General features: G+C 66.9%; 18 protein-coding genes. 9 read left to right on the top strand and 9 right to left on the bottom strand.

Annotated elements, in window-relative coordinates:
- Positions 1 to 6: 6 nt before the first annotated feature.
- The 4 genes from KBZ13_RS03195 to folE all read left to right on the top strand — a co-directional run bounded on the left by KBZ13_RS03195 (position 7) and on the right by folE (position 3,718).
- Positions 7 to 1,053 (top strand): long-chain acyl-[acyl-carrier-protein] reductase, encoded by a 1,047-nt coding sequence (locus KBZ13_RS03195; protein WP_255006172.1) that lies wholly within the window; start codon positions 7 to 9, stop codon positions 1,051 to 1,053.
- Between the two features lie 50 nt (positions 1,054 to 1,103).
- On the top strand, positions 1,104 to 2,138 hold the full coding sequence (locus KBZ13_RS03200; RefSeq protein WP_255006173.1) for an acetyl-CoA carboxylase carboxyltransferase subunit alpha: 1,035 nt from the start codon (positions 1,104 to 1,106) through the stop codon (positions 2,136 to 2,138).
- 102 nt (positions 2,139 to 2,240) lie between these two features.
- Positions 2,241 to 2,951, top strand: coding sequence for an SDR family oxidoreductase (locus tag KBZ13_RS03205; protein WP_255006175.1), 711 nt, complete (start codon positions 2,241 to 2,243; stop codon positions 2,949 to 2,951).
- Positions 2,952 to 2,956: 5 nt separating this feature from the next.
- Positions 2,957 to 3,718: a GTP cyclohydrolase I gene (folE, locus tag KBZ13_RS03210; protein WP_255006176.1), complete on the top strand. Its 762-nt coding sequence runs from the start codon at positions 2,957 to 2,959 to the stop codon at positions 3,716 to 3,718.
- A 39-nt stretch (positions 3,719 to 3,757) separates the two neighbouring features.
- On the opposite strand, the gene KBZ13_RS03215 is transcribed toward folE, so the two are convergent.
- Entirely contained in the window at positions 3,758 to 4,276 is a 519-nt protein-coding gene (locus KBZ13_RS03215) for a hypothetical protein (RefSeq protein ID WP_255006177.1), read from the bottom strand.
- A 10-nt stretch (positions 4,277 to 4,286) separates the two neighbouring features.
- Positions 4,287 to 4,964, bottom strand: coding sequence for a phosphoribosylanthranilate isomerase (locus KBZ13_RS03220; RefSeq protein WP_255006179.1), 678 nt, complete (start codon positions 4,962 to 4,964; stop codon positions 4,287 to 4,289).
- An 83-nt stretch (positions 4,965 to 5,047) separates the two neighbouring features.
- On the opposite strand from KBZ13_RS03220, the gene KBZ13_RS03225 reads away from it, so the two are divergent.
- Complete coding sequence (locus tag KBZ13_RS03225; RefSeq protein WP_255006180.1) at positions 5,048 to 6,322, top strand: site-2 protease family protein; 1,275 nt, start codon at positions 5,048 to 5,050, stop codon at positions 6,320 to 6,322.
- Here KBZ13_RS03225 and KBZ13_RS03230 read toward each other — a convergent pair.
- Positions 6,295 to 6,981: a lipoyl protein ligase domain-containing protein gene (locus tag KBZ13_RS03230; protein WP_255006182.1), complete on the bottom strand. Its 687-nt coding sequence runs from the start codon at positions 6,979 to 6,981 to the stop codon at positions 6,295 to 6,297. The two genes, KBZ13_RS03225 and KBZ13_RS03230, sit on opposite strands and share 28 nt — an antisense overlap.
- A gap of 106 nt (positions 6,982 to 7,087) precedes the next feature.
- Between KBZ13_RS03230 and KBZ13_RS03235 the strand changes: the two genes are divergently transcribed.
- Positions 7,088 to 7,867, top strand: coding sequence for a sulfite exporter TauE/SafE family protein (locus KBZ13_RS03235; RefSeq protein ID WP_255006184.1), 780 nt, complete (start codon positions 7,088 to 7,090; stop codon positions 7,865 to 7,867).
- A gap of 34 nt (positions 7,868 to 7,901) precedes the next feature.
- Here the strand turns inward: KBZ13_RS03235 and KBZ13_RS03240 are convergent, their stop codons facing one another.
- Positions 7,902 to 8,393 carry a CRR6 family NdhI maturation factor gene (locus KBZ13_RS03240; RefSeq protein ID WP_255006187.1) on the bottom strand — a complete coding sequence of 164 codons (492 nt, stop codon included), beginning with the start codon at positions 8,391 to 8,393 and terminating at the stop codon, positions 7,902 to 7,904.
- Positions 8,394 to 8,546: 153 nt separating this feature from the next.
- On the opposite strand from KBZ13_RS03240, the gene psaM reads away from it, so the two are divergent.
- The 3 genes from psaM to KBZ13_RS03255 all read left to right on the top strand — a co-directional run bounded on the left by psaM (position 8,547) and on the right by KBZ13_RS03255 (position 10,393).
- Positions 8,547 to 8,651 carry a photosystem I reaction center subunit XII gene (gene psaM, locus KBZ13_RS03245; RefSeq protein ID WP_255006189.1) on the top strand — a complete coding sequence of 35 codons (105 nt, stop codon included), beginning with the start codon at positions 8,547 to 8,549 and terminating at the stop codon, positions 8,649 to 8,651.
- 182 nt (positions 8,652 to 8,833) lie between these two features.
- Positions 8,834 to 9,271 (top strand): hypothetical protein, encoded by a 438-nt coding sequence (locus KBZ13_RS03250; RefSeq protein ID WP_255006191.1) that lies wholly within the window; start codon positions 8,834 to 8,836, stop codon positions 9,269 to 9,271.
- Between the two features lie 30 nt (positions 9,272 to 9,301).
- Entirely contained in the window at positions 9,302 to 10,393 is a 1,092-nt protein-coding gene (locus tag KBZ13_RS03255) for a protochlorophyllide reductase (protein ID WP_255006193.1), read from the top strand.
- Here the strand turns inward: KBZ13_RS03255 and bchL are convergent.
- From bchL to KBZ13_RS03280, 5 genes are all read right to left on the bottom strand, one after another.
- On the bottom strand, positions 10,349 to 11,263 hold the full coding sequence (gene bchL / locus KBZ13_RS03260) for a ferredoxin:protochlorophyllide reductase (ATP-dependent) iron-sulfur ATP-binding protein (protein WP_255006196.1): 915 nt from the start codon (positions 11,261 to 11,263) through the stop codon (positions 10,349 to 10,351). The genes KBZ13_RS03255 and bchL overlap by 45 nt on opposite strands.
- Before the next feature lie 142 nt (positions 11,264 to 11,405).
- On the bottom strand, positions 11,406 to 13,073 hold the full coding sequence (locus KBZ13_RS03265) for a ferredoxin:protochlorophyllide reductase (ATP-dependent) subunit B (RefSeq protein ID WP_255006197.1): 1,668 nt from the start codon (positions 13,071 to 13,073) through the stop codon (positions 11,406 to 11,408).
- 7 nt (positions 13,074 to 13,080) lie between these two features.
- On the bottom strand, positions 13,081 to 14,322 hold the full coding sequence (locus KBZ13_RS03270) for a ferredoxin:protochlorophyllide reductase (ATP-dependent) subunit N (protein ID WP_255007108.1): 1,242 nt from the start codon (positions 14,320 to 14,322) through the stop codon (positions 13,081 to 13,083).
- Between the two features lie 106 nt (positions 14,323 to 14,428).
- Positions 14,429 to 14,944, bottom strand: a complete 516-nt coding sequence (locus tag KBZ13_RS03275) for a DUF2062 domain-containing protein (protein WP_255006200.1) — start codon at positions 14,942 to 14,944, stop codon at positions 14,429 to 14,431.
- Positions 14,941 to 15,342, bottom strand: coding sequence for a fasciclin domain-containing protein (locus tag KBZ13_RS03280; protein WP_255006203.1), 402 nt, complete (start codon positions 15,340 to 15,342; stop codon positions 14,941 to 14,943). The genes KBZ13_RS03275 and KBZ13_RS03280 overlap by 4 nt, the downstream gene beginning before the upstream one ends.
- Positions 15,343 to 15,347 lie beyond the last annotated feature (5 nt).

Genomic DNA, 15,347 nt, shown 5'->3' on the forward strand with positions numbered 1-15,347 from the left:
CCGCGCATGTTTGGTCTGATCGGTCACTCCAGCAGTTTCCAGGAAGCACGGCTGAAGGCCCGCACCCTCGGCTACGACGACTACGCCGACGGCGATTTGGACATGTGGTGCAGTGCCCCACCCCAGCTGCTGGAAACGGTTCAGGTCACCAGCGCCATGGGCGCCACGATCAAAGGGTCCTACATCGACTCCTGCTTCGTGCCGGAGATGCTCAGCCGCTTCAAAACGGCTCGCCGCAAGGTGCTCAACGCCATGGAACTGGCCCAGAAGAGCGGCATCGACATCACCGCCCTGGGGGGCTTCACCTCGATCATCTTTGAGAACTTCAAGCTGCTGCAGTTCCAGCAGATCCGCTCCACCACCCTGCATTGGGAGCGCTTCACCACCGGCAACACCCACACCGCCTGGGTGATCTGCCGTCAGGTGGAATGCAACGCCCCTTTGTTGGGCATCGATCTGAACCGGGCCAAGGTGGCGGTGGTGGGCGCCACAGGCGACATCGGCAGCGCCGTCTGCCGCTGGCTGCATCACCGCACAGGCGTGGCTGAGCTGCTGCTGGTGGCCCGCCAGGCCCAGCCCCTGCTCGACCTGGCGGACGAACTGGTGTCGGCCCGCATTCTTGAGCTGGAGGCGGCCCTGGCGGAAGCGGATGTGGTGGTGTGGGTGGCGAGCCTGCCCCAGACCCTGGAGATCGACGCCGCTCGGATTCCTAAGCCCTGCCTGATGATCGACGGCGGCTATCCCAAGAACCTCGACACCAAGGTGGCCGGCAATGGTGTGCACGTGCTCAAGGGCGGGATCGTCGAGTTCTGGCAGGACATCGGCTGGAAGATGATGGATGTCGCCGATATGGACAAACCCCAACGCCAGCTGTTCGCCTGTTTTGCCGAAGCGATGCTGCTGGACTTCGAGGGCCTGCACACCAACTTCAGCTGGGGGCGCAACAACATCACCCTGACCAACATGGAGAAGATCGGTGAGGCTTCCGTGCGCCACGGATTCCAGGCCCTGGGCCTGACGCCCTCCCAGCTCGGCGCCCTGGCAAGCGTTTGACAAGCCCCGTCTGCTCGCTCCTGATCGCGCCGTTCATCCATCCGTAACCCATGGCCCGCCGCCCCCTGCTGGACTTCGAAAAACCCCTGGTGGAACTCGAGGAGCAGATCGAGCAGATCCGGCAGCTGGCCAAGGATTCAGAAGTCGATGTCAGCCAGCAGCTGCTTCAGCTGGAAACCCTGGCGGCCCGTCGTCGCGAGGACATCTTCAGTGCGCTCAGCCCAGCCCAGAAGATCCAGGTGGCCCGCCATCCCCAGCGGCCCAGCACCCTCGATTACATCCAACTGATCACCGACGAGTGGTACGAACTCCACGGCGACCGGCGCGGCTCGGATGATCAGGCCCTGATCGGCGGTGTGGGGCGCATCGGCGACCAGTCGGTGCTGCTGATCGGCCACCAGAAGGGCCGCGACACCAAGGAAAACATGGCCCGCAACTTCGGCATGGCCTCCCCCGGGGGCTACCGCAAGGCCCTGCGGCTGATGGAACACGCCGACCGCTTCCGGCTGCCGATCCTCAGCTTCATCGACACCCCGGGGGCCTACGCCGGTGTGCTGGCGGAGGAGCAGGGGCAGGGGGAGGCGATCGCCGTGAACCTGCGCGAGATGTTCCGCCTGCGGGTGCCGATCATCGCCACGGTGATCGGCGAGGGGGGCTCCGGCGGTGCTCTGGGGATCGGCGTCGCCGACCGGCTGCTGATGTTCGAGCACAGCGTCTACATGGTCGCCAGCCCGGAAGCCTGCGCCTCGATCCTCTGGCGCGATGCCGCCAAGGCTCCAGCGGCGGCCGCCGCCCTCAAGATCACCGCCAGCGATCTGCTCCAGCTCGGTGTCATCGATGATGTGATCCGCGAACCTTCAGGGGGAAACCATTGGGCTCCACTGGAGGCCGCCGCCGCCCTGCGAGAGGCCCTGCTGCGGCACCTGGAAGAGCTCAAGGGGTGCAGCGTGAGCCGTCTTCTCGAGGAGCGGTACGCCAAGTTCCGGCGCATGGGCCAGTTCCTGGAATCGGCGGCCACAGCCGGTGGGGAATCAGCTGTTGGTCCATCGACGCTGGCGGAGTCCTGCCCAGCCGAACCGGATTAGGCGGAAGACAACGGGCCGGGAAGCTCAGGCAACGGAGCCACCGATTTCGGCGCCACAGATTCCCCTGTGCATTCCTAGAGTTCACTTTGAACTGCATTCGCCTTGACAGCTGTTCTGATCACAGGCGCTTCTCGGGGCATCGGCGCGGCGGCGGCCCGTCGATTCGCCCAGGCGGGTCACGACCTCCTGTTACTGGCTCGCACCGCTTCCGACCTGGAGGCGCTGGCCCTGGATCTCGCCCCGCTGGGCCAGAGGGTGGAAACCGTCACGGTGGATCTCAGCGATCCGGCGGCGGTGGTTCCCGCCCTCGACGATCTGCTCGGACGGGGGCTCCTCCCGTCAGTGCTGATCAACAACGCCGGCGGGGCCTACACCGGAGAGCTGGCAACCATGGAGTTGCGTCACTGGCAATGGCTGTTTCAACTCAACCTCACCAGTGTGTTCCAGGTCACCCAGGCGGTGCTCCCCCACTTGCGTTCCGCCGAAGGCGGGCTGATCATCAACGTGAACAGCCACGCTTCCCGAAAGGCGTTCCCCACATGGGGTGCCTACTGCGCCAGCAAAGCCGCCCTTGAATCGTTCAGCCGTTGTCTGGCCGAGGAGGAGCGGAGCAACGGCATTCGGGTGAGCACCCTCACCCTTGGGGCGGTCAACACACCCCTTTGGGAGACGGAAACCGTCCACGCCGACTTCGATCGCCGTGCCATGCTTTCACCAGATCAAGCGGCGGAAGCCCTGTTGTTTCTGGCCCAACAGCCTCGATCTCAGGTGGTGGATGACATCACCCTCATGCCCGCCACGGGAACCTTTTGATCTCCATGACAACCACTCTTCCCTCCAGCAGGGGGCTCAAGACCGCTGCGCACAAGCTGGTCAGCACCCCCCAAACCGTTCCCGGACCAATCAGCCTGCGCATCCGTGAGCGGCTGGAGGAGGCAGGCGTCCCCTTCATGGCCAACGACAACCTGGCGGACTTCCTCCAGGAGGGTGAACTCGACCAGCTGGAGATCGAGGTGGCCGGCAAGGTGCGTGAACTGCTGCGCAGCCTCGTGATCGACATTGACAACGATCACAACACCGAGGAAACAGCCGAGCGTGTGGCCCGCATGTACCTCCATGAGGTGTTCAAGGGCCGCTATCAGAAGCAACCGAAGATTGCCAGCTTCCCCAACGTCAAGCAGCTCGACGAGATCTACACCGTCGGCCCGATCAGCGTGCGCTCCGCCTGCTCCCACCATCTCGTGCCGATCCTGGGCAATTGCTGGATCGGGATCAAGCCCGGTGAACGGGTGATCGGTCTGTCGAAATTTGCCCGGGTGGCCGATTGGGTGTTCTCCCGACCCCACATTCAAGAGGAGGCGGTGATGATCCTGGCCGACGAGATTGAGCGCCTCTGCGAACCCCAGGGTCTCGCGATCCTGGTGAAGGCGCAGCACTACTGCATGAAGTGGCGTGGGGTGAAGGAACCCCAGACCAGCATGGTCAACTCAGTGGTGCGCGGCGATTTCCGCCACGACCCGAGCCTGAAGCAGGAGTTCTTCGAACTGGTGCGCCAACAGCAGGCGCTGCTGACCACCTGAATCTGATCGAGGCGCAGGAAAAGGCGCCCGTCGATCGCCTCAGTTGGCCTTGAGCACCGGACCGATCGGGGCCGAGGCCACGCGCTTGACCCCGCCGCCCTGCGGCACCACGACCACCACCACCAGCTGGCGGCCCAGATCAGTAGAGCCAGGGGAGTAGGTGAGACCGTTGGCCCCAGGGATCAGGCTCCAGCGGCGATCGCCCGGGGCCAGCCGGTACCAGTGGTAGGCCCTGGAGGGCAGGCCCGCCAAGGAGGAGGTCCGCAAGCTCGCCCAGATCAGAGCTCCTTCGACCGCCTGACCGGACAAGACCACGCCATTGAGCCCGTCAGCGGTCTGCTGGATCGCCCCCTCCAGCTTCTGATCCGCGCCGATCTGCTGGCGCAGCACGCTGATCTGCTGCTGGGGATCCGCCGTCAGCCCCGGCACGCACTGCAGGGTGCCCCCCACCAGCTGACAACCGGGAAGCATGTCCTGGGCCCTGGCCGGCCAACCGGCGCAGGCCAGCAGAGCCAGGCCCGAGAGGGCCAGCGGAGTCAAGGGGCGAAAACGGCGCATCGATCGAGGATCAACCGAGGCGATCTTCGCCCATCTCGTGTTCTGACCCTTGCCTGAGGGCGCTCAGCAGGGCCTCCACCCTGGCCAGGTCCTTGTCGCCGGGGGAGCGCTCCACGGCGCTGGAGGCATCGAAGCCATCGGGCCGCAGCTGTTGCAACAGCCCAGGGAGGCGCTCCGGGGATACTCCGCCCGCCAGCCACCAGGGCAGGGGGGGGGTGAAATCACGCAGCCAGGCCACCGGAATCGCCTGGCCCGTGCCCCCCAGTTGATCGGGCACCCAGGCATCGAGCACCAGCGCCTCCACGGCGCCTTCGTAGGCCAGGGCCCGATCCAGATCAGCCGCCGAGCGCACCCGCAGGGCCTTCCAGATCGGGCAGCCGAGGCGCTCGCGCAGCTCGGCGCAGAACGCCGGACTTTCCTCGCCGTGCAGTTGCAGCGCCTGATGCCCACGGCCTGGACGCAGCTCATCGAGGGCGGCGGAATCTGGATCCGCCACCACCAGCACGCGCAGCACCGATGGGTTGGCGGCCGCCACCGCCGCATACAGGGCGGGACGCAGGGCCGCCTCCAGGAAGCGCGGGGTGCCAGCGACGCCGATCACACCGATCGCATCGACCCCGAGCCGAGCCACCGCCGCCGCCTGCTCGGGCCGCCGCAGGCCGCAAATCTTGAGTCGAGGCGCCGGCAAGGGAGGTCGATCGGGGCACAGGACCTTTCTAGGATCAGTCCCATGGGGCCCTGCGCGAGCGGGGCATCGCCGAGGCAGATCGCGTGGGTGAGGGCTGGCAGCTGATGACGATCCGGGGGATCCCCCTGCGCATCCATCCCAGCTGGTTCGTGATCCTGGCCCTGGCCACCCTGGGCTTCCAGGAGCGCTACGGCCAGGAGCTGGCCGGGTCCGCCAGCGCCGGGAGCCTCTGGGTGCTGGCCTTCCTGACGGCGCTGCTGCTGTTCGTCTCGGTGCTGCTGCATGAACTGGGGCATTCCTTCGTGGCGATGGCCCAGGGGGTGAAGGTGCGCAGCATCACGCTGTTTTTGCTGGGGGGCGTGGCCAGCGTCGAGCGGGAATCGACCACTCCCTGGGGGGCCTTGGTGGTGGCGGTGGCCGGGCCCGTTGTCAGCCTGCTGTTGGCGGCTGGGCTGATCGCCTCCACCCACCTGCTGGCCCATGTTTCCCCCCTGCTGGGGGCCATGGCCGCTGAGCTGGGGGTTCTGAATCTGGTGCTGGGGCTGTTCAACCTGCTGCCCGGTCTGCCTCTCGATGGCGGATTGATCGTCAAGGCGCTGGTCTGGCAGGCCACCGGCAGCCAGCGCAAGGGCGTGAAGGTGGCGGTCGGCTGCGGACGTTTCCTTTCCCTGCTGGCGGTGGGATTCGGCACGGTGCTGGTGCTGAGGGGTGGGGGCATCGGCGGGCTCTGGCTGATCCTGCTGGGTTGGTTTGGCCTCGGTGCCGCCCGCAATCAACTTCAGGTGCTGGCGCTTCAGAAGGCCCTGCGGGACCTCAAAGTGCGGGATGCGGCCAAGCGCCGCTTCCGGGTGTTGGAATCCAGCACCAGCCTGCGGGAGCTCAGCCGCGTGCGCATGGCCGACGATGACGGCAATGGCGACTGGCTGCTGGTCTGTGATCGGGGCCGCTGGCAGGGGGTGATCGACGATGAGCCGCTCAAGGCCCTGCCGGTGCAGCGCTGGGATGGGGAGCGCCTGGGTGACCATCTCAAGCCGCTCAGCAGCCTCTCCAGCATTCGCGAGGATGCGCCCCTGTGGGAGGCCGCCCTGCAACTGGATGAACCCGACCTCAGGCGGCTGCTGGTGCTCAGCGCCGCTGGGCTCCCCAGCGGCACCCTGGAGCGCTCCGACCTCTCCGAAGCGGTGCTTTCGCGCATGGGCTTGAAATTGCCGAAGGCGCTGGTGGAGGCCGCCCAACGCCAGGGGGGCTATCCCCTCGGCCTGGCCCTTGGACAGGTGGCCCGCTCGATGCTGGCCAGCGGCGAAACCGTCGCCGAGCCCACCACCGGCCCTCAGGTCCCCGCTTCGCCCCAGCGGTAGCGCTCCCGGCGGGCCTCGATCTGGGCCAGCTCACGGCTCTCCAGGGGCCGACTGATCAGCTCACCTTCCACCAGGTGGGTGACCGCCGTTCGGAGCAGCAACGTTTCGAGCTCCTGATCCGGCAACGGCATCGGGGGAAGGAGCGGCGGCGGCTGGCCGAACACCTGCCGCCAGAGCGTCTCGGGCGGATCCAGCAGCAGGCTGCCGTGCTGCAGCAGGCGGCCCCGTCGCCAGAGCTGGGCACTGCCCACGCGCTTGGCGCCGCCTGCATGCACCAGGTCGGCGGCCGTGCTGGTGGCAAAGCAGCTGCTGCGCTGGCCGTTGGCGGCCGCCGTACCCAGGAGCAGGGGTTGCCCAAGCACGGCGAAGGCCTCGCGCAGCCAGGCGCAGGCCTGCCGGTAGGCAAGCGGGCGTGACGCGGGAGGATCGGGCCAGAGCAGGGCATAGGTGAGGCAGCCGGCATGGAGCACGGCACGTCCGCCCGAGGGGCGCCGCACAAGCTCGATGCCCGCCTCGGCCGGCAGATCAGCCCAGTGGGGCTGCAGGCTGCGCTGGTGCCAGCCCAGCGACAGGGTGGGGCGCGACCAGCGGTAGAGCCGCAGCACGGGCCCACTGCGGCCCGCCACCAGCTCATCGAGCAACCAGTCGTCGATGGCCATCTGCCAATCACCCGGCAGGGTCAGCGGTGGAATCCACCGCCAAGGCCTAGGGGTGGGGGCCATGGGGGATGCTGGGGCGGCAGTGGAATGGGGAGGCTGCGGGACCATGCCTTGGCACCTGCTGCCGTTGCTACCGCTGGGCATCCTGGCGGGTCTGCTCTCTGGGGTGCTGGGCATCGGCGGCGGTCTGGTGTTCTCGCCGCTGCTGCTGATGTTGGGCCTGGATCCCCACCAGGCCATGGCCACGAGCACCCTGGCCATCGTCCCCACCACCCTGGCGGGCACCTGGGCCCACCTGCGCAGCCGCAGCCTTCCCCTGGGGCCGGGGATGGCCATCGGCGCAGGCGCCCTGGTCACCGGCGTGCTGTTCAGCCACGTGGGCCGCGTGCTCAGCGGCTGGCAACTGCTGGCCCTGCAGGCGCTGATGTACCTGGTGGTGGCGTTCTCGATCCAGCCGAAGGGGGCACGGCCCGACCCTGAACACGAACTCCAGCTCCCCCCCGGGGGGCCACCCCTCTGGGGCCTGGGGGCGGTGGGCGTGGTGACGGGGTTTGCCGGGGGGATGCTGGGGGTGGGCGGCGGCCTGGTGATGGTGCCGCTGATGGTGCGGGCGCTGAAGCTGCCGATTCATCTGGCGATCCGCCTCAGCACCCTGGCCGTGTTCTGCGCGTCCGCCGCCGCCTCACCGGCCTTCCTGGCCGATGGCCGGGGTGAACTGGTCACCGCCCTGTTGCTGGGGGGGATGGCTGCGGTTGGTTCCCAGTGGTCGGCGTCCCGGCTCAACCGGGTGAGTGAGGGGCAGCTGGTGTGGATGCTGCGGCTGGTGGCGATCAGCCTGGCGGTGGACAGCTGCCGAAGGGCGTCGATCCTGTTGCTGGCCGCTTGAGGCCTGGGCCCGGTGGTGGTGCGGCCAGCCTGGTTCATGGGTTGGCGTCCAGGGGCTTCCAGAATTCCTGATCCAACTCGTAACCGAGCACGGCGGCCATCTGGGCCAGGTTCGCCCGAGTGGCGATGCCCTGGCGGGCACCCCAGGCCTCGAGCTGAAACAGCCGGTGGGTGATCCAGAGCTCCAGACTCTCCGGGGCGAAGCGCAACCCCTCGCTGGGACTGAAGCCATGGGGCAGCAGCATCGCCACATGGCGGGCCAGCTGGCCGCCGCCGCGCTCCAGCACCAGGGGTAACCAGGGGTAAAGGGCATCCGCCCGCAGGCTCCAGAGCCTCAGCTCAGGGATCTCGGAGCGCTCCCGGGGATCGCCCTCCTGCAGGGGCCAATTGAATTCAAGTTCCAGCACCGGTCCGAGGCCCAGCAGATCCGCCGCCCCCAGCTCCGCCCAGGGGGCCAGTGGGGCCAGATCAAGGTTTCGGATCACCACGGGATCGAGCTGGATCAAGGTGGGGAGGGAAACCGGCAAGGTGCGGGGCTCATCGCTGCGAGCGGACCCTAAGGGGCCCTGAGCGGGGATGGCGCTCGGGCCATCAAGAGCTGTGACAGCAACAGCCCTGGCGATGAACTTCTCGCTCTGAGCCAGGACAATGGCCAGGACAAAATCAACTTGCCAAGGGTCATGATCTCCTCGATTACCCAGGCCGAAATTCTGATTGCCCTTGTGGTGGCTGCCCACGCCGGCGTGCTCGCCGTGCGCCTGGCGGTGAGTCTCTACAAGGCCTGATCCCGCAGCCAGCGGGTCGGATCCCTTGGCACATCGATCAAGCTCTGCTACAAGCAGGGTCGATCGGAGCGCCAGCGTTGACCAGCACACCCGTTCGCGCCGCGAGTCGCTCATCCCAGCGGCCTAAAGGGGGACGCCAGTCATCCCGGGTTGAGTCCGCCAAGGCGTCAGGTCCACGGGCGGTGCCCTTGCATGCGCTGCCCGCCTTTGGAGACGTGGCCCTCAGCCCCCAGGCCACAGGCGAGCGAGTGGCCGCCTGTGGCCTCTCCAGCGAGCGACGGGAACTGCTCTGCAGCGTGATCGGATTGTCCGTGAAGCTGGGACTGTCCTGCGTGGTGGTGGTCAGCCTTTTCCGCATCGCCGGCGCCTACCAGGAACGCCTGGATCGCAACGGTGAGCTCTCCGCCATTCTTGACATTGAGAACGCCAAACTCACCAAGGCCCAGGAGCGTTTCGACAGCCTGTTTGCCACCAATGGTGAACAGCGCCTGATCGGCGAGCAGAACCAGTGGATCGCCCCCAACCGTCTGCGGGTGGTCTGGCAGCAGCTCCAACGGAGCCCATTTCCGTCTGTTGAGCACGTTCCCGGCCAGGCCGGGAAGGCCACCCTGCGTCCTTAGGTTGAGGCTTCCGTCACTGTCACGGTTGCCATGCCCGCCGAGCCATCGACCAGCCCCTCCACGGCCGCAGCCAGCGGCGGGGGCGATGCCGGCAACGTTCTCATCACAGGCACCACTTCAGGGGTGGGCCTCAACGCTGTCAAGGCCCTGGTGGATCGGGGTTGGACGGTGGTCACCGCCAACCGCGACCCGGTCCGTGCAGCGGCGGCAGCCAACGCCCTGGGCATCTCGCCCGAGCACCTCCATCACCTGCGCATTGACCTGGGCGACCTCAACAGCGTGCGGATCGGTGTCGAAGCCCTGGTGAATTCCCTGGGGTTTCCCCTCGACGCCCTGGTGATCAACGCGGCGGTCTACAAGCCCCAACTCAAGGAGGCAGAACGCTCGCCCCAGGGCTATGAGATCTCGATGGCCACCAATCACTTCGGCCATTTCCTGCTCATCCAGATGCTGCTCGAAGAGCTCGAGCGCTCAAGCCACCCCTCCCGGCGCGTGGTGATTCTGGGAACGGTGACGGCCAACTCCAAGGAGCTCGGGGGCAAGATCCCGATCCCCGCCCCTGCCGATCTCGGCGATCTCTCCGGCTTTGAGAAGGGCTTCAGGGCGCCGATCGCGATGGCCAACGGCCAACCCTTCAAGCCCGGCAAGGCCTACAAGGACAGCAAGCTCTGCAACATGATCACCACCCAGGAGCTGCACCGCCGGCTGCACGACTCCACGGGAATCGTGTTCAGCTCGCTCTACCCAGGCTGCGTTGCCGACACGCCTCTGTTCCGCAACACCCCGCGGCTGTTCCAGAAGATCTTCCCCTGGTTTCAGAAGAACATCACCGGCGGCTACATCACCCAGGCCCTGGCCGGGGAGCGGGTGGCCCAGGTGGTGGCCGATCCCGAGTTTGCTGTTTCTGGGGCCCACTGGAGCTGGGGCAACCGCCAGAAGAAAGGGGGCAAGCAATTCCTCCAGGAGCTCTCCGAAAAAGCCAGCGATCCCCGCACCGCCCAGCGCACCTGGGCTCTTTCGATGAAGCTGGTGGGCTGGCCTGAGCCGGCCCCTCCCTTGCCTTTGCCTCTGGGGGATTCAGTCGAATCCCAGCAGGTCAAAGATGTCGCGGTCCTTCAGTGATTCAGCCTCCAGAGGCTCGACGTCGTTGAGCATCTTGCTGGCCAGGCTCAGGTATTCCTGCTGCACCGCATCCACCTCCGGGCTGCTTTCCATTTCGAAGATGGTGCATTTCTTCAGCCGCGAACGGCGGATGGCGTCCACGGTCTTGAAGTGGGCCATGGTGCGCAGGCCAGTGCGCTCGTTGAACTTGTCGATCTGATCGGTCTCCTCGGAGCGGTTGGCGATCACGCCGCCGAGGCGCACCTTGTAGTTCTTGGCCTTGGCATTGATCGCCTGCATGATCCGGTTCATCGCAAAGATCGAATCGAAATCATTGGCGGTCACGATCAGGCAGTAGTTGGCGTGCTGGAGAGGAGCGGCGAAGCCACCGCAGACCACATCGCCCAGCACATCGAAGATCACCACATCGGTGTCTTCCAGCAGATGGTGCTCCTTGAGCAGCTTCACGGTCTGCCCGGTGACGTAGCCGCCACAGCCGGTGCCGGCCGGCGGACCCCCCGACTCGACGCACATCACCCCGTTGTAGCCCTCAAACACGAAGTCTTCAGGTCGCAGTTCCTCGGTGTGAAAGTCCACGGTTTCGAGGATGTCGATCACCGTGGGCACCATCTTCTTGGTGAGGGTGAAGGTGGAATCGTGCTTGGGATCACAGCCGATCTGCAGCACCCGTTTACCCAGCTTCGAGAAAGCGGCTGACAGGTTCGACGAGGTGGTGGATTTGCCGATGCCGCCCTTGCCGTAGACGGCGATCACCAGGGCACCTTCCTCGATGGCCATGCCGGGCTCCTGATGCACCTGCAGGCTGCCTTCCCCGTCTTCCCGGGGGTTGCTGGGGCCGGTGGTCGCAGGCGGAATGAGTGTGGAGGTCATGGGGTAACGAATGGGGAAGGAAGGCCGACAACCCGGCGGATCACTCGTAAGCGAACAGCCTGATCAAGGCAGATCGCGGTTGTCGGGGGAACACGCAAACCGACACATCGGCGGCGTTGAAGGGATCAGCGGCTGAATTGGATCAGCGGCTGAAGTGGGCCTTGGCGTCGTAGAGGGTTTCGGCATCGATCAACGCCAGACCCCGCTCTCTGGCAAAGGCTTCGGTGTTCTTACGAACTTTGCCCCGCACGAAGAAGGGGATCTTTGCCAGCTCCGCCTCCCCGTCCGGCATCCAGCTGGGCTCTCCGGGCACCGTTGGCGGCGCCTGGATCGCCACCGCCGTGGCCGTGGTCGCCTCCCGCTCGAGGCCTGGCGCGGCGGCATCCCCAGGGGGGGGCTGATCCACCGCGGGGGCCATCGAGGGTGCCCCATCCCCCAGGTGGCTGCGGTGGCCGTCCACGAACTCGAAGTCGTGGCGGAACATCCCGATCAGATGCTCCTCCAGCCCCATCATCAGCGGGTGCACCCAGGAATCGAAAATCACGTTGGCCCCCTCCCAGCCCATCTGGGGGGCGTAGCGGGCCGGCACGTCCTGGACGTGCAGCGGAGAGCTGATCACCGCGCAGGGCAGGCCGAGCCGCTTGGCACTGTGGCGCTCCATCTGGGTGCCGAGCACCAGCTCAGCGGCCGCCTCACCCATGGCCTTCTCCACCGCCAGGTAGTCGTCGGTGATCAGGGCCTCCAGGCCGAGTTCGGCCGCGGCGGCCCGCACCTCCCGGGCCTGCTCGCGGCTGTAGCTGCCCAGCCCCACCACCTGGAAGCCGAGTTCCCTCGAAGCGATCCGGGCGGCGGCGATGGCATGGGTGGCATCGGCGAAAATGAACACCCGCTTGCCGGTGAGGTAGGTGGAGTCGACGGAGCGGGAGTACCAGGGCAGCCTGGACCTTCGTTCGGCCTCACTCGGACGGCCATCGGTGGCCTGAAGCTCGGCCGGAAGTTCAAGGTCGAGAACGGCATGCAGCTCCCGCAGGAAATCGGCAGTGGCACCGATGCCGATCGGCACCGTGCGCACCACCGGCAGGCCGAAGCTGCGCTCCAGCCAGCTGCAAGCCGGCCCCGCCACCTCCGGGTAGAGGCAGACGTTGGCATCGGCGCTGGGTAGGCGAATCAGATCCGCGGGCCGGGCCCCCAGCGGCGCCACCACGGCCACATCAATGCCGTGCTGCCCCAGCAGACGGGTGATCTCCAGCACGTCGTCGCGGCAGCGGAAGCCCAGCAGGCTGGGACCCAGCAGGTTGACCCGGGGCCGGCGGCCCTCCGCGCGCCAGCGGGAGGGGGAGGGTTTGGCCGTACCCGGCGGGGGCATCTGGTCTTTCAGCAGGGTGCGCACCAGCTGGTAGAAGGTCTCGGCCGCCCCCCAGTTCTCCTTCTTGGAGTAGGCCGGCAATTCCAGACTCACCATCGGCACGCCCAAGTTCATGCCGGCGGCCAGGGCGCCGGGCTGGTCCTGGATCAGCTCAGCGGTGCAGCTCTCGCCCACCAGCAGCGCCTCCGGGCGGAAACGGGCCACCGCCTCCCGGATCGAGCGCTGCACCAGCTCGGCGGTGTCACCACCGAGGTCGCGGGCCTGAAAGGTGGTGTAGGTGACGGGAGGTCGCCGTCCCCGCCGCTCGATCATCGTGAACAGCAGATCGGCATAGGTGTCGCCCTGGGGGGCATGGAGTACGTAGTGCACCCCCTCCATCGAAGTGGCGATGCGCATCGCGCCCACGTGGGGGGGGCCTTCGTAGGTCCAGAGGGTGAGTTCCATGGGGACGTCAGGAGAGCTGCAGCAGAGCACGGCGCCGCAAGGGCCGGGCGAAGAGTTCGGCCAGGTCGCCGGCCTGGTCACAACCATGGATTGGGCTGAACACCAGCTCGATCGACCACTTGGTGGCGATGCCTTCGGCCTCAAGCGGATTGGCCAGCCCCAGACCACAGAGCACCAGGTCGGGACGGGCGGCCCGTACCCGCTCCAGTTGCCGGTCCACATCCTGCCCCTCGCTGAGTTGGGTGCCGGCGGGAAGCAGGGCCAGATCGGCCGCCATCAGCAGGCGATCAAGGTAGGGGGTCCCCACCTCCACCAGCTCCATGCCGCATTCGCGGGCCAGAAAGCGGGCCAGGGGAATCTCCATCTGGGAATCCGGCAGCAGGAACAAGCGCTTGCCTGCGAGCACCTGCCGATGGGGCTCGAGGGCCCGGCGGCCCCGCTCCACCAGGGGATCGAGCACCTCAACAAAGCGGGCGGAAGGCACCCCGAAGGCCCCAGCAGCAGCCGCCATCCAGTCGCGGCTGCCTTCCACGCCGAAGGGGTAGGGCGCCTGCAGCAGGGTGGCTCCCCGGTGCTGAAGAGCCCGGGCCGTAGCGCTCAGAAAGGGCTGGGCCAGCAGCACCCGGGTTCCCTTGCCCACGGGCGGCAGGTCGGTGGAACGCCGCGGCGGCAGGCAGCGGACTGTGGTGATGCCCATCCGCTCGAAGATGAGCCGGAAGCGATCCTCCACCGCATCGGCCAGGGTGCCGACGATCAGCAGCTGCTCCTCGTCGCTGCTGGCCATCAGGGGCATCATCGCCAGCAGGGCGTTGTCTTCCCCCTGGGTGAAGGTGGTCTCGATGCCGCTGCCGGAATAGTTGAGCACCCGCACCCGGCCGAGCAGCTGGGCGGACAGCCGTTCGGCCGCCTTGGCCAGATCAAGCTTGATCACCTCACTGGGGCAGGAGCCCACCAGGAAGAGAGTGCGGATCTCGGGCCGGCGTTCCAGCAGATCCTTCACCAGACGGTCGAGTTCCTCGTTGGCATCGGCCAGGCCCGCCAGGTCGCGTTCACCGAGGATCGCCGTGCCGAAGCGCGGCTCGGCGAAGATCATCACGCCGGCGGCCGATTGGACCAGGTGGGCGCAGGTGCGGGAGCCCACCACCAGGAAGAACGCGTCGGGCATGCGGCGGTGCAGCCAAACAATCGAGGTGAGACCGCAGAACACCTCCCGCTGGCCGCTCTCCTTGAGCAGCTCGGGGGGCGGCAGCTGAGCCGGAGACACGCTCATCGGCGTGACCTTCCATGGGGGAGAGAGCGTTCACAACTAAGGGAGCACGGGGCCATTCGGTTCAAGGTTCTCGTTGTCTTCGGAATCAGTTGAGTGAATTTAAGGCGACGGAGGCATGCTGCCGTTCCTTATGACGCAGCCAACGCCAGAACAACCCGCTGCAGATCAGAGCGGCCACCAACCCCACCAGGGTGGAGCCGAGCATCAGGCGGCTGGTCAACGCCCAGCCCAGGGACATTGGATCTGGATGGGAGAGGATGTCCCCCCCGGGCCAAGCGGGGCCAGGCCCCAGCAACAGGCTGCCCACCTGAAAATTGAGGAAGTAGATCGGCAGCGAAGTGAACGGGTTGCTGACCCAGGTGCCCGCCGCCGCCAGCAGATGGTTGCCGCGCACCAGGCTCGCCAGGGCGATGCCGAGCAGGGTCTGCAGACCGAAGAAGGGGAAACAACCGATGAAGACCCCGGCCGCCAGGCCGCGGGTGCGCTGGCCGCGGCTGCCCTCCTGACGCCACAGCCAGAGCAGCAGTCGCCTGGCCTTCCAGAGCCACACCTTGGCCGGCAGGTGCCGCCTGAACCGTGACCGGCGCCGCCCAGGTCTCATCCGGGCAGGATCACGCGGTCGATCACATGCACGATGCCGTTGTCGCAGACGATGTCGGCGGACACCACCGTGGCGTTCTTGACCTCGAAGGGTTCAGCGCGGCGAATCGGCACAGGTGCGCCCTCAAGGCTCTCCCACTCGGGCTGATCGATCAACTCCGCGCGCGTGTGCGCCCCAGAGAGAACGTGAAATTTCAAGATCCGAGCCAGTTGGGGCACGTTATCCACCAGCGTCTGCACCGTGCCCGGAGGCAGGGCGGCGAAGGCCTCGTCGACGGGGGCGAACACCGTGAAGGGACCGGGGCTCTCAAGGGCACCGGTGAGACCCGCCACTTCAACGGCGGTGAGCAGGGTGCCGAAGCAGCCGGCTCCCTTGGCGGTTTCGATGATGTTGGCCATGGGGG

This window comes from Cyanobium sp. ATX 6F1, assembly GCF_024346315.1.
Classification (GTDB): Bacteria; Cyanobacteriota; Cyanobacteriia; order PCC-6307; family Cyanobiaceae; genus ATX-6F1.